This window comes from Sinorhizobium terangae, from assembly GCF_029714365.1.
Taxonomy (GTDB): Bacteria; Pseudomonadota; Alphaproteobacteria; order Rhizobiales; family Rhizobiaceae; genus Sinorhizobium; species Sinorhizobium terangae.
The window spans coordinates 3,185,001-3,205,488 of sequence record NZ_CP121659.1 but is presented as its reverse complement, the minus strand read 5'-3'; the positions used below and the strand labels follow the sequence as shown (position 1 = coordinate 3,205,488).

The window sequence follows — 20,488 nt, the reverse complement described above, 5'->3', positions numbered from 1 at the left end:
GACGGAGGACGAGAGATGTATGAGACGAACTATCACAGAGCGTCCTCTGTTCAAGAGGCCGTGAAGCTGATCAGCGGGGCCGCCGAAGGCAAATTAATCGCCGGCGGCATGACGCTCATTGCGACGATGAAGCAGCGGCTGGCGGCGCCGAGCGATCTCGTGGACCTTCGGCACATCGCCGAAATGAAAGGGATTACTGTCAACGGACGGTCGGTGCGGATCGGCGCGGCGACAACCCATCACGAAGTCGCGTCGTCGGCCGAACTCAAGGCGGTCTGTCCGGCGATTTGCACGCTGGCCAGTCATATCGGCGACCCGCATGTCCGCCACATGGGAACGATCGGCGGCTCCATCGCCAACAATGATCCGGCGGCGGACTATCCGGCAGCGTTGCTGGCACTTGATGCAACGATCGTGACCAACAATCGCGAGATCGCGGCGGCGGACTTCTTCACTGGACTGTTCGAAACGGCGTTGGACGATGGCGAGATCATTACCGCCATCACCTTCGATGCGCCGGCGAAGGCGGCCTACCAGAAGTTCCCGAACCCCGCCTCGCGCTACGCGATGGCTGGCGTCTTTGTCGCGCGCCGCGACAACGGCGACGTGCGCGTCGCGGTGACCGGCGCGGGCTCGAACGGTGTCTTCCGCCATCAGGGCATGGAGGCGGCACTTGCCGGCAACTGGTCACCGGATGCAGTCGGCAACGTCTCCGTGGATGCATCGGATTTGCTGACAGATCTTCATGCCAGCGCTGCCTATCGCGCCAACCTGATCAAGGTTATGACCAAGCGCGCCGTGGCCGCGGCGTGATGGGACTTAAGTATCGAAATAAGGGCGGCCTCGGCCGTCCTTTTTTGCAAAAGCTTGACTTCGATCAAAGTTAGGCGGATGGAGTTGCACTACCTGTTTTGGAATAGTTCAAAAGTAGGGGCCTTTTGCCGCAGGAGCAGGGGCCCTTCCGGGGTTGACCCCTGACCGCTTTGAATGAATGAAAGGCGTCAGGGCACTGGAGATGATGATGGATTTCGAGAGTTTCTTCAAAAACGAGCTGGACGGGTTGCATCAGGAAGGCCGCTATCGGGTTTTCGCGGATCTCGCCCGCCATCGCGGTGACTTCCCGAGGGCAACGCGCCACACGGCCGATGGCACCCAGGAAGTGACCGTATGGTGCTCGAACGATTATCTCGGCATGGGTCAGTCTCCGATCGTCACCGAAGCGATGAAGCGCGCCATTGACGAATGCGGCGCCGGCGCCGGCGGCACGCGCAACATCTCCGGCACCAATCACTACCACGTCCTGCTCGAGCGTGAGCTCGCCGATTTGCACGGCAAGGAATCCGCCCTCCTGTTCACCTCCGGCTATGTGTCGAACTGGGCCGCGCTTGGGACGCTCTGTTCCAAGATTCCCGGCATCATCGTCTTCTCGGACGCCGGGAATCACGCTTCGATGATCGAGGGGATCCGCCATTCGAAATGCGAACGCGTGATCTTCAAGCACAATTCCGTCGCCGATCTCGAAGCCAAGCTTGCGGCGGCCGATCCGCGTGCGCCCAAAATCATCGCTTTTGAATCCGTCTACTCGATGGATGGCGACATCGCGCCGATCAAGGAATTCTGCGATCTGGCCGACAAGTATGGCGCGATGACCTATCTCGACGAAGTGCACGCGGTCGGCATGTACGGCCTGCGCGGCGGCGGCATCGCCGAACGCGAGGGACTGATGCACCGGCTGACGGTGATTGAGGGAACCCTCGGCAAGGCCTTCGGCGTCATGGGCGGCTATATCACCGGTTCGGCGGCACTTTGCGATTTCATCCGCTCCTTCGCTTCCGGCTTCATCTTCACCACGGCCTTGCCGCCGGCGCTTGCCGCAGGTGCACTCGCCTCCATCCGTCACCTGAAGGAAAGCCAGCTCGAACGTTTCGCGCATCAGGAGCGCGTGCGGCGGCTGCGTTCGCTGCTCGATCAGCGCGGCATTCCGCACATGGTCAATCCGAGCCACATCGTGCCGGTGATGGTCGGCGATGCCGCCAAGTGCAAGTGGATCTCCGACCTGCTGCTCGACAATTTCGGCGTCTACGTCCAGCCGATCAACTATCCGACGGTGCCGAAGAAGACCGAGCGCCTGCGCATCACACCGACGCCGCTGCATTCCGATGCCGACATCGACCATCTGGTCGGAGCGCTGCATTCGCTATGGTCGCGCTGCGCACTCGCCAGGGCGGTCGCGTAAGCGCGGCCTGACAAATATTCTACCCAATGAGCCCGGCAGCCATCTGCCGGGCTTTTTCGTCCGCGGCGAAGACGTCGTCCATGGTGGCGGCCGCAGGCAGGTCCGCAAGCTCGTCCATCACTTTTTCGACAATCTCCGCCATGACGAGGAAGCCGGTACGTCCCTTGATGAAGGCCTCGAGCGCCGTTTCCTTGGCGCCGTTCAGCACGGCGCCCTGGACGCCGCCTGCCTCCATGGCGCGCCGGGCGAGGCGGAGCGCCGGAAAGCGGGCTTCGTCCGGCGCCTCGAAGTCGAGTCGCGAGAGTTTCGCGAAATCGAGCCGCTCGACCGGCAGATCGCACCGGCTTGGATAGGAAAGCGCATAGCCGATGGCGGTGCGCATATCGGGACAACCGAGCTGCGCCAGCACCGATCCGTCGCTGTAGCCGACCATCGAATGGATGACGGACTGCGGATGCACGATGACCTCGATCTGCTCGGGATTGAGCCCGAAGAGATGGCGCGCCTCGATCATTTCCAGCGCCTTGTTGAACATCGAGGCGCTGTCGATCGAGATCTTCAGCCCCATCGACCAGTTCGGATGGGCGCGCGCCGTCTCGGCCGTCACGTGGCGCATCTCGTCGAGCGACTTGGTGCGGAACGGGCCGCCGGAGGCCGTCAGGATGATTCGTTCGACGGCGTGGCGCTGATCGTTCTCCAGCACCTGGAAGATCGCATTATGTTCGCTGTCGACGGGGAGCAGCCGGCCGCCGCCCTTCTTGACCGCGTCGACGAAGAGGCTGCCGGCCGAGACGAGACACTCCTTGTTGGCAAGGGCGATATCGGCGCCGCGCCGGGCCGCGGCAAGCGTCGGGGCAAGCCCGGCATTGCCGACGATTGCCGCCATCACCCAGCCGGCGTCGCGTTCGGCCGCCTCGGTCAGGCCGCTGCGACCCGCGGCGACCGCGATCCGGCTGCCGGCGAGCGCCGATTTCAGGTCCTGATAAAGGTTGTCGTCCGCGGTCACCGCAAGTTCGGCGCCGAGCCGGCGCGCCTGTTCGGCAAGAAGCGGGATATTGCCGTTACCGGTCAGCGCGGCGACCTCGAAACGATCTCGTCCACCCAGCCGGTCGATGACGTCGAGCGTATTCGTGCCAATCGAGCCGGTCGAGCCCAATATCGTCAGACGGCGCTTCGTGCTGTCGCCGGATGCCATTGCCAAATCCCGTGTTCTTCTCGTTTGTAAGCTTTGCTTTAGGCTCTACAGCCGAAAGCCGCGGGCAACAAGGGTGGAGTTTGGCGTCACTCCATCTCGGCTCGACGGCAGCGGGCAAAGAACGGGCGATTCGTTTTCCGCTCGCATCCTGTGTCATGACTTATTAGCATCGGAATGGGTGGCCAAACGTGCCGCTTTGTGGAGGAGTTCCAGATGCTCAAGGCTCTGACTGCCGCTTCCTGCGCCTGCGTGTTTATAGAGCTTGCTTCCACCGAGATAGTTGCCGCCGAAAAGGTGCCGGAAGAACTGGTCGGCTCGTGGCTTGTCGAAGATATCGGCGGCGGCGGCGTGATCGACGATCTTCAGAGCGTGCTGGAGATACGCGAGGATGGTACCTATGGCGGCATGGCCGGTTGCAATAATTTCACCGGTGCCGTCAGCCTCTTGGGCACGACCATCACCTTCGGTCCCACCGCCGCAGCGCGCAAGATGTGCGCACCCGCGATCATGGATCAGGAACAGAAGTTCTTCGACACGCTCCGCGACGGGCTCACCTGGCGGATCGACGGAGGAAGACTCACGCTGACGAAGCCGGACGGTTCGCCGGTCATGCGCCTCGCCTCAATGGAGGCTGCGGCCGCCGGCGTCGCCGAAGTCACGCTCAGCATCCCCGATGCCGGCGCGGTCGATCGACAGAAGGTTCGTTATGATTGTGGCGGCGAGACGGTCGAGGCCGAATATATCAATGCCGGCCCCGTCTCGCTGGTGACCTTCTCGATCGGCGGCACCTACATCGTTGCTTCGGCGGTCATCTCCGGATCGGGCGCCAGATACGCCGGCGGGCGATATGTCTGGTGGACCGACGGTGAAGAGGCGACCCTCTTTGATGTAGCGAAGGGCGAAGACGATCCCGGCATCGCATGCCGTAAGACTGGATAGTCACAGCGATAGGCGTTTGCCGTCTCCGCCGGGTTTGGGGGACCGAAAGGGAGATTGCGTCAGCGGAATCCCGGATCCGTCCTCTTGCGCAAACGAAATCGCGGGTATATACCCGTGCTATGCCAAGCGAAACATGTCACTGTATCGTGCTGCGCCAAGCCTCCCGAAAGGTCTCGTCCTACTATGACGAGGCGCTGGCGCCGCTCGGCGTGAATATCGGCCAGTTCAGCCTGCTTCGGAGCATTAACCGGCTCGAGCCGATCTCGCTTACGGAGCTTGCTGGCAAGGTAGAACTCGACCGCTCGACGGTGGGCCGCAATACGAAAGTGCTGGAGCGCATGGGACTCGTTGCGATCGGTCACGGTGAAGACCAGCGCGAAGCCATGCTGACCTTGACGGAGAAGGGCCGCCGCGTGCTGGAGGAAGGCGCCCCTCTCTGGGATAGTGTCCAGGAGAATATTGAGGTCCGTCTCGGACCGGAGAAGACGAAACAACTGCTGGAGCTGCTCAGGGAGCTCTGATTCTTTTATGCAAAAGCGGGCATATACCCGCAATATCCGCTGCAGCTGCGGCGACGATCAGGAAAGGGATGGTAAGATGATCTCCAATGGCGCCGCCCGCTGGATGTCCGACAGAAACCTTCACTATGGATGGGTGGTTGCGGCCACCACCTTCCTCACCATGCTGGCCACCGCCGGCGCCATGGGCTCCGCCGGCGTAATGATCCAGCCGCTGCACGAGGAGTTTGGCTGGGACATTGCCGATATTTCCTCGGCCATGGCCGTCCGCCTCGTGCTCTTCGGTCTGCTTGGGCCCTTCGCAGCCGCATTCATGAACCATTTCGGCGTGCGGCAAGTGGTCACGACGGCACTGGCGCTCATCATGGGCGGCCTCGTCGTTTCGCTGTTCATGTCCGAAGTCTGGCAACTCGTGGCACTCTGGGGTGTGGTAATCGGGGTCGGCACGGGCATGACCGCGCTGGTGCTCGGCGCGACCGTTGCAACCCGCTGGTTCTCCAAGCGTCGGGGCCTGGTCGTCGGACTGATGACCGCTAGCAACGCAACCGGTCAGCTGGTCTTTCTTCCTCTTCTCGCGGCAATGACCGAAGCCTATGGCTGGCGCGCAGCGCTGACGGTCACCGTTGCGGTCATTGCGGCAGCCATGTTGCTGGTGCTCCTCCTGATGCGTGATTATCCCGCCGATGTCGGCTTGCCTGCCTACGGCGACGCTACGGTGTCGAAGCCGCCGAAACAGGACTACAAGCTGCTGGCGACGCTTGTCTCTCCGCTCCTCGCGCTCCGCGATGCAACCGGCAGTGCCACCTTCTGGGTCCTGTTCGGAACCTTCTTCGTCTGCGGGCTTTCGACGAATGGGCTCATCCAGACGCACTGGATCTCGATCTGCGGCGATTTTGGCATGGCGGCGGTGGCAGCGGCGAGCACGCTGGCCGTGATCGGTATCTTCGACTTCTTTGGGACGATCTTCGCCGGCTGGCTCTCCGACCGCTACGACAACCGCTGGCTGCTCTTCTGGTTCTACGGCCTGCGCGGCTTGTCGTTGATCTATCTATCCGTTTCGGGCTTCAGCTTCGTGGAGCTGTCGGTCTTTGCGATCTTCTACGGCCTCGACTGGGTGGCGACCGTGCCGCCGACCGTCAAGATCGCAGCCGAGCAATTCGGCCGTGAAAAAGCTGGCCTCGTTTTCGGCTGGGTGTTTGCCGGCCATCAGCTCGGCGCGGCGACCGCCGCTTTCGGTGCCGGTTACTTCAAGAGCGACTTCGATACCTACATGCCGGCCCTGCAGATTGCCGGCGTCATGTGCATGATCGCCGCGATCTCGGTTCGGCTGTTGAGGAAGCCGGGCTCCGCGACCATGGTGCCACAAGCGGCGTAGGCGCATGGTTTAGGCAACAGAAGGCCCGCTCGACGCGGGCCTTTCGCTGTCTTGATCCGACCGCCTATCGAGCGGCGAGCGTAGTCATGGCAATCTGCAAAAGCGGAAAATGGTGATCCCGGCGCGATTCGAACGCGCGACCCCCAGATTAGGAATCTGATGCTCTATCCTGCTGAGCTACGGGACCACTCGGTATAGACCCATACAAAAGCGAGGCTCTTTCGCCAAGTGTTTTTGCAGGGCGTCCTGCGGATTTGCGATGAGGCGCCTCACACTTTTCCGCGTCCCACTCTAGCATCTCCGACATTGCAGATGCTAAGCAAGGCCGGCGGCGGTCGGAGGAGCGTCCTGCCGTTTCCTCGACATCCATCCTGAGATCTGATCCACACATGTTCATCGGAATTGATTGGGGCGGCACGAAAATGGAAGTCATCGCGCTTGATCGCGATGGCGAAACGCGCGCCCGGCACCGTGTCGCAACGCCGACCAGCGGCTATGACGACTGCATTCGCGCCGTGGTCGACCTCGTGGCCGCAGCCGAACAGACGGCCGGCGCGCGCGGAACGATCGGCATCGGCATTCCCGGCAGCCCCAATCCGCGCACCGGCATCGTGCGCAACTCCAACGCCGTTCTCATCAACGGCAAGCCGCTCGGCCGCGATCTCGAAGCCGCGCTCGGCCGTGAGGTGCGGCTTGCCAACGACGCCAATTGCCTTGCCGTTTCCGAAGCGGTGGACGGGGCGGGCAAGGATGCCCGCGTCGTCTTCGGCGTGATCGTCGGCACGGGACACGGCGGCGGGCTTGCGATCGAGAAGAAGGTTCATGCGGGCTACCAGGGGGTTGCCGCCGAGATCGGCCACTATCCGCTGCCCTGGATGACGCGAGCCGAGTATCCCGGCCACAAGTGCTGGTGCGGCAAGCTCGGCTGTCTCGACATGTATGCCTGCGGCACCGGGCTGGAACTCGACTATCGTACGACGACGGGGGTCGACCGCCGGGGCAGGGATATCATCGAGGCCAAGCGCGCGGGCGATCCGGCGGCGATCGGTGTCTATCAACGCTTCGTCGATCGTCTTGCCCGCAGCCTGGCGCTACTCACCAATGTGGTCGACCCGGACGTCTTCGTGCTCGGCGGCGGCATGTCCAATGTCGATGAAATCTACGGCGAACTGCCTGCGCTGATTACCAAATACATCTTCGGCGACAGTTTCGAGACGCCGATCCGCAAAGCGGTGCACGGCGATAGTTCCGGCGTGCGCGGCGCCGCCTGGCTCTGGAAGAGCTGATCCCTGACCCGAGAGCGAGGAGATATCATGAACATCGACAACGATCTGCGCCGCATCGCGCTGCAGGAGCGGGAACTGCAGTTCGAGCAGTTCAATCTCGATACGGCCTGGGAGCTCGGCTCGACGCTTCGGCGCATGGCGGCCGAGCGCAAGCTCGGCGTGGTCATCGACATCACGCTTTTTTCCATGCAGGTCTTCTACGCTGCGCTCGAGGGCGCGACGCCGGACAATCCGAACTGGGTCCGGCGCAAGCGCAACACGGTCTTCCGGCTGTTCAAGAGCAGTTACGCGACCGGCCTCAGCCTCTTGAAGCAACAGACGAACCTGCAGGCGAAACTCGGCCTGCCCGACGCCGAATACGCGGCGCATGGCGGCAGTTTCCCGATCGTCGTCAAGGGTACCGGCTGCATCGGCGCCGTTACCGTTTCGGGCTTGCCGCAGCGTGAAGACCATAATCTCGTCGTCGAGGCGCTGGCGGAACTGTTCAAGGCCGACCACGCCGCGCTGAAGCTCGAAGACTGACAGGAACGGACACGGAATGGACATTCATTCGCAGGCACGCGAACTTGCCGACTGGCTTGCTAATGCCGCCTTGCCGCTTTGGCGGCAAAAGGGTTTCGACGTAGCCGGCGGCGGCTTCGTGGAGACCATCGACATGGAGGGTGAACCGACGCGGGCCGATCGGCGATCGCGCGTGCAGCCGCGGCAGGTTTATTGCTTCGCGGAGGCCGGACGGCGCGGCTGGCCAGGAGACTGGCGCACGGTGGCCGAAGGAGGGATCGCCTATTTCGACCGAGTCTACCGGCTGCCAACTGGCTTTTACGGCGCACTCGCCGACGCAGAGGGTGCGTTGATCGACCCATCCTTCGATCTCTACAACCAAGCCTTTGCGCTGCTTGCTTTTTCCTATCTGGCGCAAGTCTTCCCGGAGCGGAGCCGCGAGATGGCCGAGCGCAGCAACGATCTCAGGCAGAAGCTCGAGGCCTATTGCAAGCATCCGATCGCCGGGTTCGAGGAGGACAATCCGTCCCGTCTGCCGCTCGGTTCCAATCCGCACATGCATCTCTTCGAGGCGTGCCTCGCATGCGAGACGGTCGAAGGTTTCGACCGGGTGACCTGGGCCAACCTTGCCGACGAAATCGCGCAGCTGGCGATGGATCGTTTCGTCGATGCCGAAACGGGTGCGCTGCGCGAATTCTTTGACCATGATTGGACGCCTTTTCCCGGCGAGAAGGGCCGCATCGTCGAGCCGGGCCACCAGTTCGAATGGGCGTGGCTCCTGCTTCGCTGGGGCGAGCGGCGCGGCAATGCCGAAGCCATCGTCAAGGCGCGGCGGCTGTTCGCGATCGGTGAGGAATACGGCATCTGCCCAAAGCGCGACGTCGCGGTCATGACCCTTCTCGATGATTTCTCGGTCGCCGACCCGGTGGCGCGCCTCTGGCCGCAGACTGAGTGGCTGAAGGCGGCGATCCGTTTCGCCGCCCTGACCGAGGGGAAGGAGCGCGAACGCTACCTCGCCTCGGCGTCGCGGGCGTCAGCCGCTCTTGGCCGCTTCCTCGAAACGCCGATCCGTGGCCTCTGGCGCGACAAGCAGCAGGCGGATGGTGCATTTGTCGAGGAGCCCGCGCCGGCGAGCAGCTTCTATCACATTGTCTGCGCGATCTATGAACTCGAGGATTGTCTGAAGCGGACGTGAGGCGGCGGACGTCGATTGCCCCTCACCCTAGCCCTCTCCCCGCTCGCGGGGAGAGGGGACTGGAGCGTGCGCCACCCTACTTCTTTCGTCTCAAGCGATGCATGGGAGAAGGGCGGGCTGCGCGGCAAAGTGCCTTCTCCCCGTCAGAACGGGGAGAAGGTGGCCGGCAGGCCGGATGAGGGGCGCGCCCGCGCGCTTTCAAGAGTTTTCGACTATCAGCGATGGCCTGCCGCAACCGCGGCGGGCCATTTTTATTTGCCGACGGTGAAATTGTGATTGGCGCGTATGTTGACATAAAGATATGTTTATGTGAGTAAATCAGAAATTGTCGTTTTCAGAACGGGGGATTTTCCATGCCCGCCATCGACTCCCTCTTCGGAGATGTATCGCCCAGGCCTGATGGTTCGGAAATCCTTTTGGCGCTGAGAAAAGCGGCCAGCGAACGCATCCTGATCATGGATGGCGCCATGGGCACCGAGATCCAGCAGCTCGGCTTCGCGGAGGATCATTTCCGCGGTGAGCGCTTCGGCGGCTGCTCCTGTCACCAGCAGGGCAACAACGACCTCCTGACGCTGACGCAGCCGAAGGCGATCGAGGACATCCATTACAGCTACGCGATTGCCGGCGCCGACATCCTCGAAACCAACACCTTCTCATCGACCCGCATTGCCCAGGCCGACTACGGCATGGAGGATATGGTCTATGAGCTCAACCGCGACGGGGCACGGCTGGCGCGGCGCGCGGCGAAGCGTGCGCAGGCGGAAGACGGCAAGCGACGTTTCGTCGCCGGCGCGCTCGGACCCACCAACCGCACGGCGTCGATTTCCCCTGATGTCAACAATCCCGGCTACCGCGCCGTCACCTTTGATGATCTGAGGCTTGCCTATGGCGAACAGGTCCGCGGCCTGATCGACGGCGGCGCCGATATTATTTTGATCGAGACGATCTTCGACACGCTGAACGCCAAGGCGGCGATTTTTGCCACACAGGAGGTCTTCGCCGAGAAGGGGATTCACCTGCCGGTGATGATCTCCGGCACGATCACCGACCTGTCCGGCCGCACGCTTTCCGGCCAGACGCCGACCGCCTTCTGGCACTCGGTCCGGCACGCCGCCCCCTTCACCATTGGGCTAAACTGTGCGCTCGGCGCAAGCGCCATGCGCGCCCATATCGACGAGCTTTCCTCGGTTGCCGATACGCTCGTCTGCGCCTATCCGAATGCCGGCCTGCCAAATGAATTCGGCCGCTATGACGAAACTCCCGAAGTGATGGCGGCTGAGATCGAGGGCTTCGCCCGTGACGGGCTCGTCAACATCGTCGGCGGCTGCTGCGGCTCGACGCCGGCTCATATCCGTGCGATCGCCGAGGCCGTCGGCAAATACCCGCCGCGTCAGGTCCCGGAAATCGAACGGCATATGCGGCTTTCCGGCCTCGAACCCTTCACGCTTACCAAGGACATTCCCTTCGTCAATGTCGGCGAACGCACCAACGTGACCGGCTCGGCCAAGTTCCGTAAGCTCATCACCGCTGGCGACTATGCGGCGGCGCTCGATGTCGCGCGCGATCAGGTCGCGAATGGCGCCCAGATCATCGACATCAACATGGACGAGGGCCTGATCGATTCGACCCAGGCGATGGTCGACTTCCTGAACCTCGTTGCCTCCGAGCCCGATATCGCCCGTGTACCGGTGATGATCGATTCGTCCAAATGGGAGGTCATCGAGGCGGGCCTCAAATGCGTGCAGGGCAAGGCGCTGGTGAACTCCATCTCGCTCAAGGAAGGCGAGGAGGCGTTCCTGCATCATGCGCGTCTGGTGCGTGCCTATGGCGCGGCGGTCGTGGTGATGGCCTTCGACGAGAGCGGCCAAGCCGACACCAGGACCCGCAAGGTGGAGATCTGCAAGCGGGCCTATCGGCTGCTCACCGAAAAGGTGGGCTTCCCGCCTGAGGACATCATCTTCGACCCGAACATCTTTGCGGTCGCGACAGGCATCGAAGAGCATAACAACTACGGTGTCGATTTCATCGAGGCGACGGGCGAGATCATCGCGACGCTGCCGCATGTCCATGTCTCCGGCGGCGTGTCGAACCTTTCCTTCTCCTTCCGCGGGAACGAGCCGGTGCGCGAGGCAATGCACGCCGTGTTCCTCTACCACGCGATCCAGGCGGGCATGGACATGGGTATCGTCAATGCCGGCCAGCTCGCCGTCTATGACACGATCGATCCGGAGCTGCGCGAAGCCTGCGAGGATGTCGTTCTGAACCGCCGGGCCGATGCGACCGAGCGCATGCTGGAGATTGCAGAGCGCTATCGCGGGCAGGGCGGCGCGCAGAGCAGGGAGAAGGATCTCTCCTGGCGCGAATGGCCGGTCGAAAAGCGGCTGGAGCATGCGCTCGTCAACGGCATCAACGAATTTATCGAGGTCGACACCGATGAGGCGCGGCTTGGCGCCGAGCGGCCGCTGCATGTCATTGAGGGGCCGCTGATGGCCGGCATGAACGTCGTCGGCGATCTCTTCGGCTCGGGCAAGATGTTCCTGCCGCAGGTGGTGAAGTCGGCGCGCGTGATGAAGCAGGCGGTCGCCGTGCTGTTGCCGTACATGGAGGCGGAGAAGCGCGCCAATGGCGGTGACGGCGCGCGCGAGAGCGCCGGCAAGATCCTGATGGCGACCGTCAAGGGCGACGTGCACGATATCGGCAAGAACATCGTCGGCGTCGTGCTCGCCTGCAACAATTACGAGATCATCGATCTCGGCGTCATGGTGCCGTCTGCGAAGATCCTTGAGGTGGCGAAGGAGCAGAAGGTCGACATCATCGGGCTTTCCGGCCTCATTACGCCTTCGCTCGATGAAATGGTCCACGTCGCCTCCGAACTCGAGCGCGAGGGGTTCGACATCCCGCTTCTGATCGGCGGTGCGACGACGAGCCGCGTGCACACCGCCGTGAAGATCAATCCGCGCTACAACCTGGGCCAGACGGTTCATGTCAACGACGCCAGCCGCGCGGTCGGGGTCGTTTCCAGTCTGCTCTCTCCGGACGCGCGCAATGGTTACATGGAGACCGTGCGCGCCGAATATCACAAGGTGGCCGATACGCACGCACGCAACGAGGCGGAGAAGCGCCGTCTGCCGCTGTCGCAGGCACGGGCCAATGCGCAGAAGCTCGATTGGGCAACCTATCGACCGAAGGCGCCCTCCTTCCTCGGAGCCCGCGTTTTCGAGAACTGGGACCTCGCGGAGCTTGCGGGCTACATCGACTGGACGCCGTTCTTCCAGACCTGGGAGCTTAAGGGCGTCTATCCGAAGATCCTCGACGACGAGAACCAGGGGCCGGCGGCGCGCCAGCTCTTCGACGACGCGCAAGCGATGCTCCGGCAGATCGTCGCCGAAAAATGGTTCGCGCCGAAGGCCGTGGTCGGGTTCTGGCCAGCGGGCGCGGTTGGTGACGACATCCGCCTGTTCACGGATGAGACGCGCGACGCGGAACTCGCGACGTTCTTCACCCTGCGACAGCAATTGGTGAAGCGTGACGGGCGGCCGAATCTTGCCCTTGCCGACTTCGTGGCGCCTGTCGACAGCGGCGCAAGAGACTATCTCGGCGGCTTCGTGGTGACCGCCGGCATCGAGGAGGTGGCGATCGCCGAGCGTTTCGAGCGCGCCAACGACGATTATTCCTCGATCCTGGTCAAGGCGCTTGCCGACCGTTTCGCCGAGGCCTTTGCCGAGCGCATGCACGAATATGTGCGCAAGGAGCTCTGGGGTTATGCCGCCGATGAAACCTTCACGCCAGAGGAACTGATCGGCGAGCCCTATGCCGGCATCCGCCCCGCGCCCGGCTATCCGGCGCAGCCCGATCACACGGAAAAGGAAACGCTTTTCCGTCTCCTCGACGCCGAGGCGTCGATCGGCGTCCGGCTCACGGAGAACTATGCGATGTGGCCGGGCTCGTCGGTTTCCGGCCTCTACGTTGGCCATCCGGACGCCTATTATTTCGGCGTCGCCAAGATCGAGCGCGACCAGGTCGAGGACTATGCCGAGCGCAAGGCGATGAGTGTTCGCGAAGTCGAACGCTGGCTGTCGCCGATCCTCAACTACGTGCCGATACCGGAGGCTGAGGCGGCGGAGTAGTGGGCCGAACCGATCTCGTTCGGGTGCCGCTCTACTCCGCGCGGTACCCGCTGTCGCCGCAACGAGCACAGCGCCGCGCTCACCCCTTGATATACCAGCCCCAGGGTTCGTCGGCGTCGAAGCTGGTGATCTGCTTCACCTCCAGATAATTGGCGAGCCCCCAGCGGCCGAGTTCGCGGCCGATGCCGGATTGCTTGTAGCCGCCCCATGGTGCTTCGGTGAAAGTCGGCTGCGAGCAGTTGATCCAGACGACGCCGGCGCGGAAGGCGCGGGCGACGCGTTCGCAGCGCGCCCTGTCCTCGGACATGACCGCGGCGGCGAGGCCGAAGCGGCTGTCATTGGCAAGGCGGATCGCCTCCTCTTCGTCGCTGAACGGCATGACGCAGACGACCGGTCCGAAGATTTCCTCGCGCCAGACGAAGCTGTCCGCGGTCATGTCCGTCAGCACCGTCGGTTCGATGAAATAGCCGCTGTCGAAGCCGGCCGGGCGGCGGCCGCCGGTGGCCACGGTTGCGCCGTCCAGTCGCGCCCGCTCGATCGCGGCGAGGATCTTGTCATATTGCCCCTTGGAGACGATCGGGCCGAGCAACGTGCCCTCGTCGAGGCCGTTGCCAATCCTGATCTTCGCCGCTTCCTCGGTCAGCCTTTTTAGAACAGCATCGTAGATCGGCTCTTCCACCAGGACGCGCGACGTCGCGGAGCAGACTTGCCCCTGGTTCCAGAAGATGCCGAACATGATCCATTCGACCGCCTTCTCGATATCGCTGTCGGCGAAGACGACGAAGGGCGATTTGCCGCCGAGCTCGAGGCTGATGTTCTTGATGTCCTGCGCCCCCGCCATCATGACCTTGCGACCGGTCGGGACCGAGCCGGTAAAGGCAAGCTTGTCGACGAGCGGATGTTCGGTCAGCGGCTCGCCGGCATCCGGTCCGGTGCCGGTAACGATGTTGAGAACCCCGGGCGGCAGCTCGATTTCTTCGGCGATCCTGCCGAGCTCGAGTGCCGTCAGCGGGGTGAGTTCGGATGGTTTCAGCACGATGGTGCAGCCGGCGGCAAGCGCGGGGGCGACCTTCCAGGCGACCATCAGCAGCGGGTAGTTCCAGGGCGTGATGGCGCCAACGACGCCGACCGGTTCGCGAACGGCTTTCGACGAGAACCGGGTATCTGCGATGGCGATCGATTCCTCGGCATTGGTGTCGAGCTCTTCGGCGAGGCCCGCATAGTAGTTGAAGCAGCCGGCCGCGTCGTCGATATCCCAGAGCGCTTCCGACAGCGGCTTGCCGTTGTTTGCGACTTCGAGCCTTGCGAGCGCGTGGCGTCGCTCGTCGATCTTTTGGGCGATCGCCCGAAGATAGCGGGCTCGTTCAGCGCCCGTCAGCTTCGGCCAGGGACCGCTGTCGAACGCGATGCGAGCCGCCTTCACAGCGTGATCGATGTCGTTGGAGGTCCCCGCCGCCGCCTTGCAGATCACCTCTTCCGTCGCCGGATTGATAACGTCGATCGTACCGCCCTTGCGCGGTTTTTCCCATTTTCCGTCGATGAAAAGCTTATCCTGCATGCCCATTCCCCATTCGTAGCATGCTACAGCATGTTTCCCTTAAATCGGAGCCGATTTAAGCGACGAAAACATGCAGCAATTCAAAGTGCTACAGCGGCCTTTGTGCACCGGAGTTCTGCGCCGCGCCTTTCTTCGAGGTGGACGCGCGTGGTCACGAGGCGCGTCGGATAGCCTCTGTCTGGGTCACCGGGTTGTTGCGGCCCTCATCGGTTAGCCGCAACAATCATCTCCGCCGCCTTTTCCGCGATCATGATCGTCGGCGAGTTGGTGTTGCCGGACGTGATCGTCGGCATGATCGAGGCATCGGCAACACGCAATCCCTTGAGCCCGCGCAGGCGCAGTTCGGGGTCGACGACGCTCTCTGAGTCGGCGCCCATGCGGCAGGTGCCGACCGGGTGGAAGATCGTCGTGCCGATATCGCCGGCAGCGCGCGTCAGATCCTCGTCCGTTTCGTAAGCCGGACCTGGCTTGAACTCGATCGGATTGAAGCAGGCAAAGGCGGGCTGCGAGACGATGCGGCGGGTGAGGCGGATCGCCTTGACCGCCACGTCGCGGTCGGCTTCGGCAGTCAGATAGCGGGGACGGATGTCGGGTGCGGCTGCGAAATCCGGTCCCTTCAGATGCACCGAGCCGCGACTTTCCGGCCTCAGATTGCAGACGCTGGCGGTGATCGCCGGGAAGGGGTGCACCGGTTCGCCGAATTTTTCGAGCGTGACCGGCTGGACGTGGTACTCCAGATCCGGGGTCTCCTTCTCGGGACCCGAGCGGGTGAAGATGCCGAGCTGGCTCGGCGCCATCGCCATCGGACCGGAACGGCGGACGAGGTATTCGAGGCCGATCGCCGCCTTGCCGAAAAGCGAGCTTGCCTTTTCGTTGAGCGTCGGAACGCCGGTGACCTTGTAGGCGAGGCGCAGTTGCAGGTGGTCCTGCAGGTTCTCGCCGACGCTGGGCAGTTCGTGGCGCACTTCGATGCCGTTTTGGTGCAGGATATCAGGTTGGCCGATGCCGGAGAGTTCGAGAATATGCGGCGAGCCGATCGAACCGGCCGAAAGCACGGTTTCGCGCCGGGCATTTGCACGCTTGGTGACGCCGTCATGTTGGAACTCGACGCCGGCAACGCGGCCCTCTTCGAGGATCAGCCTCTTCACATGCGCCTTTGTGAGGATCACGAGATTGCGCCGCTGCCGGGCAGGCTTCAGGAAAGCCTTGACCGTGTTCCACCGAACGCCGGAGCGCTGGTTTACGTCGAAATAGCCGGAGCCTTCGTTGCTGCCGCGATTGAAATCCTCCGTTTCGGGAATGCCCGCTTCACTCGCCGCCTTCTGAAAGGCATCGAGCACCGCCCAGCGGACGCGCGCCTTTTCGACCCGCCATTCGCCGCCCGCGCCATGCATGTCGTCGGCGCCGCGGTAATGGTCTTCGGATTTCCTGAAGAGCGGCAGCACGTCCTCCCAGCTCCACCCGGCGCAGCCGAGCTGGCGCCAGAGATCGTAATCGCGCGCCTGGCCCCGCATGTAGATCATGCCGTTGATCGAGGAGCAGCCGCCGAGCACCTTGCCGCGTGGGTAGAAGAGCGAACGGCCGTTGAGGCCTTCCTCCGCAGCGGTCGTGAAGCACCAGTCCGTGCGGGGATTGTTGATGCAGTAGAGATAGCCGACCGGGATGTGAATCCAGTGATAGTTGTCGCTGCCGCCGGCCTCGAGCAGCAGAACGCGGCGATCCGGATTCTCCGAGAGACGGTTTGCGAGCACGCAGCCGGCGCTACCCGCTCCGACGACGATGTAGTCGAACGTGTCCATGAGCTTTCTCTAATTTCGCGGCCCAGCGCCCGGCGCCGGGCGATAGGCGTCAATGCTTGTGGCGATACTCGAAGCCGAGCTTGCGGCCGAGGCGCGAGTTATAGAACTCTCCGACAATGCCACGGCGGAAAAGCAGCACGCAGGCCATGAAGACAAGGCCGGTGATGATCGTGACCGGGAATTCCGACGTCGCCAGATAGTTCTGAAGCGTGACGACGAGGCCCGCGCCGAAGAGCGGCCCGATCAGCGTGCCGATGCCGCCGAGAAGCGTCATCAGGATGACTTCGCCCGACATTTGCCAGCCGACATCGGTCAGCGTCGCGAACTGGAAGACGATCGCCTTCAACCCGCCGGCAAGCCCGGTAAGCGCCGCCGACATGACGAAGGCGGCGAGCTTGTAGTTCGCGACGGAATAGCCGAGCGAGATGGCACGCGTTTCGTTCTCGCGGATCGACTTCAGGATCATGCCGAAGGGCGAGTTGATGATCCGCCAGATGACGGCGATGCCGATGACAAATACAGCGAGCACGAAGTAGTACATGTTCGTCGACTGGGAGAGATCGATGAAGCCGAAAAGATGGCCGCGCGGTACCGACTGGATCCCGTCTTCGCCATGCGTGAACTCGGCCTGCAGGCAGAAGAAGTAGAACATCTGCGCCAGCGCCAGCGTGATCATCGCGAAATAGATGCCCTGGCGGCGAATGGCGAAGAAGCCGATGATCGCGCCGAGGAGCGCTGCGCCGGCGACACCGGCAAGGATGCCGAGTTCCGGCGGCACGCCCCATTCCTTGACGACGTGGGCGGTGAAATAGGCCGCGCCGCCGAAGAAGGCGGCATGGCCGAACGAGAGCAGTCCCGTATAGCCGAGCAACAGATTGAAGGCGCAGGCAAAGAGCGCGAAGCACAGAAGCTTCATCAGGAAGACGGGGTAGAAGAACAGAGGCGCGAGCAGAAGAAGCGCAAGCCCGGCGCCGAGAAAGATCGTCTGCGCGACGACCGGCGAGCGTTCCTTCTGCTTCTCAAGTTCGAGTGTCAGCGTCATATCAAGCATCCCGGCCGAAGAGGCCCGCGGGTCTCAGCAGGAGAACAATGGCCATGATCACGAAGATCACGATATTGGAGGCTTCCGGATAGAAGACTTTGGTCAGCCCCTCGGCAACGCCGAGCATGTAGCCGGTGATGATCGCCCCCATGATCGAGCCCATGCCACCAACGACCACGACGGCAAAGACGATGATGATGATGTTCGATCCCATCAGCGGTGAGACCTGGTAGATCGGTGCGGCCAGCACGCCGGCAAGCGCCGCGAGCGCCGCCCCGAGACCGTAGGTCAGTGTCAGCAAGAACGGCACGTTGATGCCGAAGGACTGCACCAGCACCGGATTCTCCGTTGCCGCGCGCAGGTAGGAGCCGAGCTTGGTCTTCTCGATGACCAGCCACGTGCCGAGGCACACGGCGAGCGAAAAGACGATGACCCAGCCGCGATAGATGGGCAGGAACATGAAGCCGAGATTGGTGCCGCCCACAAGCAGTGCCGGCGTCGCATAGGGCTGACCGGAGGCGCCGTAAAGATAGCGAAACGTTCCCTCGACGGTCAAAGCCAGGCCGAAGGTGAAGAGCAGACCGTAGAGCGGGTCGAGCGAATAAAGGCGCCTCAGCATGGTGCGCTCGATCGCGGCGCCCAGAAGACCAACGAGAAGCGGCGCGAGAATTAGCGCCGGCCAATAGCCGATGCCGAAATGCGACAAGAGCATCCAGGCGGCAAAGGCGCCCAGCATGTATTGCGCGCCATGGGCGAAGTTGATGACGCGCAACAGGCCGAAGATGATCGCAAGGCCGAGGCTCAACAATGCGTAGAAGGAGCCGTTGATGAGCCCGATCAGGAGCTGCCCGAGAAAGGCCTGCAGCGGAATTCCGAAAATCATGGTCATCGCTTAGACTCCGAGCACATCATGCAGCATGTCCATGCGTTGGGAAAGTTCCGAAACCGGGAACTCGCCGGCGACGCGGCCATGGTCCATGAGGTAGAAGCGGTCGGCGACCTTGCTGGCGAAGCGGAAATTCTGCTCGACGATGAGGACGGTCATGCCGCGCTCCTTCAGCTTCTTCAAGACCTCGCCGATCCGCTGGACGATCACCGGGGCAAGCCCTTCGGTAGGCTCATCGAGCAGCATCATCCGGACTCCGGTTCTAAGGATACGGGCAATCGCCAGCATCTGCTGTTCGCCGCCGGAAAGCTTGGTTCCCTGGCTGTTGCGACGCTCGTAGAGGTTCGGGAAAAGCTCGAAAATCTCGTCCATGGTCATGCCGCCCCTGGCGACCGCCGGCGGCAGCAGCAGGTTTTCGTAGACGGACAGGGTTGAGAAAATGCCGCGCTCTTCGGGAATGAAACCGAGGCCGCGATGGGCGACGCGGTGGAGGGGCACGCGGATCAGATCCTCGCCGGCGAAGCTGATCTCGCCTTTTCGTTCGCGCACGATCCCCATGATGGCACGCAGCGTCGTTGTCTTGCCGACGCCGTTGCGGCCGAGCAGCGTGACCATCTCACCCTCGCCGACAGTCATGTCGACGCCGTGCAAAATATGGCTTTCGCCGTACCAGGCATTGAGGCCCGAGACCTTGAGGAGCGGTTTCATGTCAGGCTTCCTCCGTGCCCATATAGGCGGTGCGCACGCGTGGATCCTCCGACACGGCGGCATAATCGCCCTCGGCGAGAATTTCGCCGCGCTGCAGCACGGTGACATGATGGCAGAGTGTAGCGACGACGGAGAGATTGTGCTCGACCATCAGAACCGCGCGTTCGCGCGCCACTTCGCGGATGATCTCGGCGACCATGCCGACGTCCTCGTGGCCCATTCCGGCCATCGGTTCGTCCAGCAAGAGCACCTTCGGATCGAGCGCCAGCGTCGTCGCGATCTCGAGCACGCGTTTGCGGCCATAGGAAAGATCGGCGGCGATGGCGTTGCGCTCCTTTTCGAGGCCGACGGAGCGGATCAACTGGTCGGCCTTGGCGTTCAAGGCCTCGAGTGCGGAAAGCGGCTTCCAGAATTGTGTCGCAAGGTTGTTCGGCCGCTGCAGGGCCACGCGCACATTGTCGAGCACCGTCAGGTGAGGGAATACCGCCGAGATCTGGAACGAGCGGACGAGGCCCATGCGTGCGACCTTGTCCGGGGCAGTGTTGGTGATGTCTTCCCCGAGCAGCGTGATCGTGCCGTGCGTCGGCTGCAGGAACTTGGTCAGCAGGTTGAACACGGTGGTCTTGCCGGCCCCGTTCGGGCCGATCAGCGCATGCACGCGGGCATGATGAACATCGAGATCGACATCCTTGACGGCGGTAAAGCCGCCGAAGTCACGGCGGAGACCGCGGGCGGACAATACCACCCGCGGCGCTCCATTCTGCAAAGGCATGGTCGCGGTCATCGATCCGGCCGATCAGGACTTCACGAGATCGCAGCCGCTTTTGGCCGGATCAATGAAGGCGTCCTTGCCGGGGATGGTTGCGAGAACCTTGAAGTAGTCCCAGGGCTCCTTGCTCTCGTCGGGCTTCTTGACCTCGAGCAGGTACATGTCATGTATCATCCGGCCGTTCGGCGCAACCGTACCGTTCTTGGCGAAGATGTCGTCTACGGGGAGCGCATGCAGTTCCTTGGAGACCGCGTCGGCATCGTCGCTGCCGGCCTTTTCGATCGCCTTCAGATATTGCAGCACGGCCGAATAGGTGCCGGCATGGACCATGTTCGGCATTTTGCCCGTGCGCTC

At 62.8% G+C, this 20,488-nt stretch carries 17 protein-coding genes and 1 tRNA gene (1 of these 18 running past the window's edge); 9 read left to right on the top strand and 9 right to left on the bottom strand.

Annotated features, from left to right (window positions below):
• Nucleotides 1-15: 15 nt before the first annotated feature.
• Both QA637_RS15215 and hemA read left to right on the top strand, forming a co-directional pair.
• Complete coding sequence (locus QA637_RS15215) at nucleotides 16-813, top strand: FAD binding domain-containing protein (protein ID WP_283062131.1); 798 nt, start codon at nucleotides 16-18, stop codon at nucleotides 811-813.
• Nucleotides 814-1,021: 208 nt separating this feature from the next.
• Entirely contained in the window at nucleotides 1,022-2,236 is a 1,215-nt protein-coding gene (hemA, locus tag QA637_RS15210; protein ID WP_283062130.1) for a 5-aminolevulinate synthase, read from the top strand.
• A 19-nt stretch (nucleotides 2,237-2,255) separates the two neighbouring features.
• On the opposite strand, the gene dxr is transcribed toward hemA, so the two are convergent.
• The gene (gene dxr / locus QA637_RS15205; protein ID WP_283062128.1) at nucleotides 2,256-3,431 is read right to left on the bottom strand and encodes a 1-deoxy-D-xylulose-5-phosphate reductoisomerase; all 1,176 of its coding nucleotides are present in this window, start codon (nucleotides 3,429-3,431) and stop codon (nucleotides 2,256-2,258) included.
• A 213-nt stretch (nucleotides 3,432-3,644) separates the two neighbouring features.
• On the opposite strand from dxr, the gene QA637_RS15200 reads away from it, so the two are divergent.
• The 3 genes from QA637_RS15200 to QA637_RS15190 all read left to right on the top strand — a co-directional run bounded on the left by QA637_RS15200 (nucleotide 3,645) and on the right by QA637_RS15190 (nucleotide 6,263).
• Nucleotides 3,645-4,370: an META domain-containing protein gene (locus QA637_RS15200; RefSeq protein ID WP_283062126.1), complete on the top strand. Its 726-nt coding sequence runs from the start codon at nucleotides 3,645-3,647 to the stop codon at nucleotides 4,368-4,370.
• Nucleotides 4,371-4,489: 119 nt separating this feature from the next.
• The gene (locus QA637_RS15195) at nucleotides 4,490-4,891 is read left to right on the top strand and encodes a MarR family winged helix-turn-helix transcriptional regulator (RefSeq protein ID WP_283062124.1); all 402 of its coding nucleotides are present in this window, start codon (nucleotides 4,490-4,492) and stop codon (nucleotides 4,889-4,891) included.
• A gap of 76 nt (nucleotides 4,892-4,967) precedes the next feature.
• Complete coding sequence (locus QA637_RS15190; protein ID WP_283062122.1) at nucleotides 4,968-6,263, top strand: MFS transporter; 1,296 nt, start codon at nucleotides 4,968-4,970, stop codon at nucleotides 6,261-6,263.
• A gap of 110 nt (nucleotides 6,264-6,373) precedes the next feature.
• On the opposite strand, the gene QA637_RS15185 is transcribed toward QA637_RS15190, so the two are convergent.
• Nucleotides 6,374-6,450, bottom strand: a tRNA-Arg gene (locus tag QA637_RS15185).
• A 202-nt stretch (nucleotides 6,451-6,652) separates the two neighbouring features.
• On the opposite strand from QA637_RS15185, the gene QA637_RS15180 reads away from it, so the two are divergent.
• The 4 genes from QA637_RS15180 (at nucleotide 6,653) to metH (ending at nucleotide 13,372) form a co-directional block, all read left to right on the top strand.
• Nucleotides 6,653-7,549, top strand: a complete 897-nt coding sequence (locus tag QA637_RS15180) for an ROK family protein (RefSeq protein WP_153440653.1) — start codon at nucleotides 6,653-6,655, stop codon at nucleotides 7,547-7,549.
• A gap of 27 nt (nucleotides 7,550-7,576) precedes the next feature.
• Nucleotides 7,577-8,071 carry a heme-degrading domain-containing protein gene (locus QA637_RS15175; protein WP_153440652.1) on the top strand — a complete coding sequence of 165 codons (495 nt, stop codon included), beginning with the start codon at nucleotides 7,577-7,579 and terminating at the stop codon, nucleotides 8,069-8,071.
• A 16-nt stretch (nucleotides 8,072-8,087) separates the two neighbouring features.
• Nucleotides 8,088-9,245, top strand: coding sequence for a mannose-6-phosphate isomerase Pmi (gene pmi / locus QA637_RS15170; protein ID WP_283062119.1), 1,158 nt, complete (start codon nucleotides 8,088-8,090; stop codon nucleotides 9,243-9,245).
• A 353-nt stretch (nucleotides 9,246-9,598) separates the two neighbouring features.
• The gene (gene metH / locus QA637_RS15165) at nucleotides 9,599-13,372 is read left to right on the top strand and encodes a methionine synthase (RefSeq protein WP_283062118.1); all 3,774 of its coding nucleotides are present in this window, start codon (nucleotides 9,599-9,601) and stop codon (nucleotides 13,370-13,372) included.
• A 79-nt stretch (nucleotides 13,373-13,451) separates the two neighbouring features.
• Here metH and QA637_RS15160 read toward each other — a convergent pair whose 3' ends face one another.
• The 7 genes from QA637_RS15160 to QA637_RS15130 all read right to left on the bottom strand — a co-directional run.
• Nucleotides 13,452-14,930 carry an aldehyde dehydrogenase family protein gene (locus QA637_RS15160; protein WP_283062116.1) on the bottom strand — a complete coding sequence of 493 codons (1,479 nt, stop codon included), beginning with the start codon at nucleotides 14,928-14,930 and terminating at the stop codon, nucleotides 13,452-13,454.
• A gap of 203 nt (nucleotides 14,931-15,133) precedes the next feature.
• Nucleotides 15,134-16,729, bottom strand: a complete 1,596-nt coding sequence (locus QA637_RS15155) for a GMC family oxidoreductase (RefSeq protein ID WP_283062115.1) — start codon at nucleotides 16,727-16,729, stop codon at nucleotides 15,134-15,136.
• 49 nt (nucleotides 16,730-16,778) lie between these two features.
• Nucleotides 16,779-17,780, bottom strand: a complete 1,002-nt coding sequence (locus QA637_RS15150) for a branched-chain amino acid ABC transporter permease (protein ID WP_283062113.1) — start codon at nucleotides 17,778-17,780, stop codon at nucleotides 16,779-16,781.
• Nucleotides 17,773-18,660 carry a branched-chain amino acid ABC transporter permease gene (locus tag QA637_RS15145; RefSeq protein ID WP_283062112.1) on the bottom strand — a complete coding sequence of 296 codons (888 nt, stop codon included), beginning with the start codon at nucleotides 18,658-18,660 and terminating at the stop codon, nucleotides 17,773-17,775. The genes QA637_RS15150 and QA637_RS15145 overlap by 8 nt, the downstream gene beginning before the upstream one ends.
• Nucleotides 18,661-18,663: 3 nt before the next feature.
• Nucleotides 18,664-19,365, bottom strand: a complete 702-nt coding sequence (locus QA637_RS15140; RefSeq protein ID WP_153440645.1) for an ABC transporter ATP-binding protein — start codon at nucleotides 19,363-19,365, stop codon at nucleotides 18,664-18,666.
• A gap of 1 nt (nucleotide 19,366) precedes the next feature.
• Nucleotides 19,367-20,149 carry an ABC transporter ATP-binding protein gene (locus QA637_RS15135; protein WP_153440644.1) on the bottom strand — a complete coding sequence of 261 codons (783 nt, stop codon included), beginning with the start codon at nucleotides 20,147-20,149 and terminating at the stop codon, nucleotides 19,367-19,369.
• Between the two features lie 12 nt (nucleotides 20,150-20,161).
• Nucleotides 20,162-20,488, bottom strand: the 3' portion of a protein-coding gene (locus tag QA637_RS15130) for a beta-hydroxybutyrate-binding protein (RefSeq protein ID WP_283064978.1). 879 nt of this gene lie beyond the right edge of the window; 327 of the gene's 1,206 nt are visible here — the last part of the coding sequence; the start codon falls outside the window, past its right edge; its stop codon occupies nucleotides 20,162-20,164.

Excerpts from the sequence above, each read along its gene's own strand:
- QA637_RS15215 (WP_283062131.1), top strand. The coding sequence starts at position 16 with ATGTATGAGACGAACTATCACAGAGCGTCCTCTGTTCAAGAGGCCGTG.
- hemA (WP_283062130.1), top strand. The coding sequence starts at position 1,022 with ATGGATTTCGAGAGTTTCTTCAAAAACGAGCTGGACGGGTTGCATCAG.
- dxr (WP_283062128.1), bottom strand. The coding sequence starts at position 3,431 with ATGGCATCCGGCGACAGCACGAAGCGCCGTCTGACGATATTGGGCTCG.
- QA637_RS15200 (WP_283062126.1), top strand. The coding sequence starts at position 3,645 with ATGCTCAAGGCTCTGACTGCCGCTTCCTGCGCCTGCGTGTTTATAGAG.
- QA637_RS15195 (WP_283062124.1), top strand. The coding sequence starts at position 4,490 with ATGCCAAGCGAAACATGTCACTGTATCGTGCTGCGCCAAGCCTCCCGA.
- QA637_RS15190 (WP_283062122.1), top strand. The coding sequence starts at position 4,968 with ATGATCTCCAATGGCGCCGCCCGCTGGATGTCCGACAGAAACCTTCAC.
- QA637_RS15180 (WP_153440653.1), top strand. The coding sequence starts at position 6,653 with ATGTTCATCGGAATTGATTGGGGCGGCACGAAAATGGAAGTCATCGCG.
- QA637_RS15175 (WP_153440652.1), top strand. The coding sequence starts at position 7,577 with ATGAACATCGACAACGATCTGCGCCGCATCGCGCTGCAGGAGCGGGAA.
- pmi (WP_283062119.1), top strand. The coding sequence starts at position 8,088 with ATGGACATTCATTCGCAGGCACGCGAACTTGCCGACTGGCTTGCTAAT.
- metH (WP_283062118.1), top strand. The coding sequence starts at position 9,599 with ATGCCCGCCATCGACTCCCTCTTCGGAGATGTATCGCCCAGGCCTGAT.
- QA637_RS15160 (WP_283062116.1), bottom strand. The coding sequence starts at position 14,930 with ATGCAGGATAAGCTTTTCATCGACGGAAAATGGGAAAAACCGCGCAAG.
- QA637_RS15155 (WP_283062115.1), bottom strand. The coding sequence starts at position 16,729 with ATGGACACGTTCGACTACATCGTCGTCGGAGCGGGTAGCGCCGGCTGC.
- QA637_RS15150 (WP_283062113.1), bottom strand. The coding sequence starts at position 17,780 with ATGCTTGATATGACGCTGACACTCGAACTTGAGAAGCAGAAGGAACGC.
- QA637_RS15145 (WP_283062112.1), bottom strand. The coding sequence starts at position 18,660 with ATGACCATGATTTTCGGAATTCCGCTGCAGGCCTTTCTCGGGCAGCTC.
- QA637_RS15140 (WP_153440645.1), bottom strand. The coding sequence starts at position 19,365 with ATGAAACCGCTCCTCAAGGTCTCGGGCCTCAATGCCTGGTACGGCGAA.
- QA637_RS15135 (WP_153440644.1), bottom strand. The coding sequence starts at position 20,149 with ATGACCGCGACCATGCCTTTGCAGAATGGAGCGCCGCGGGTGGTATTG.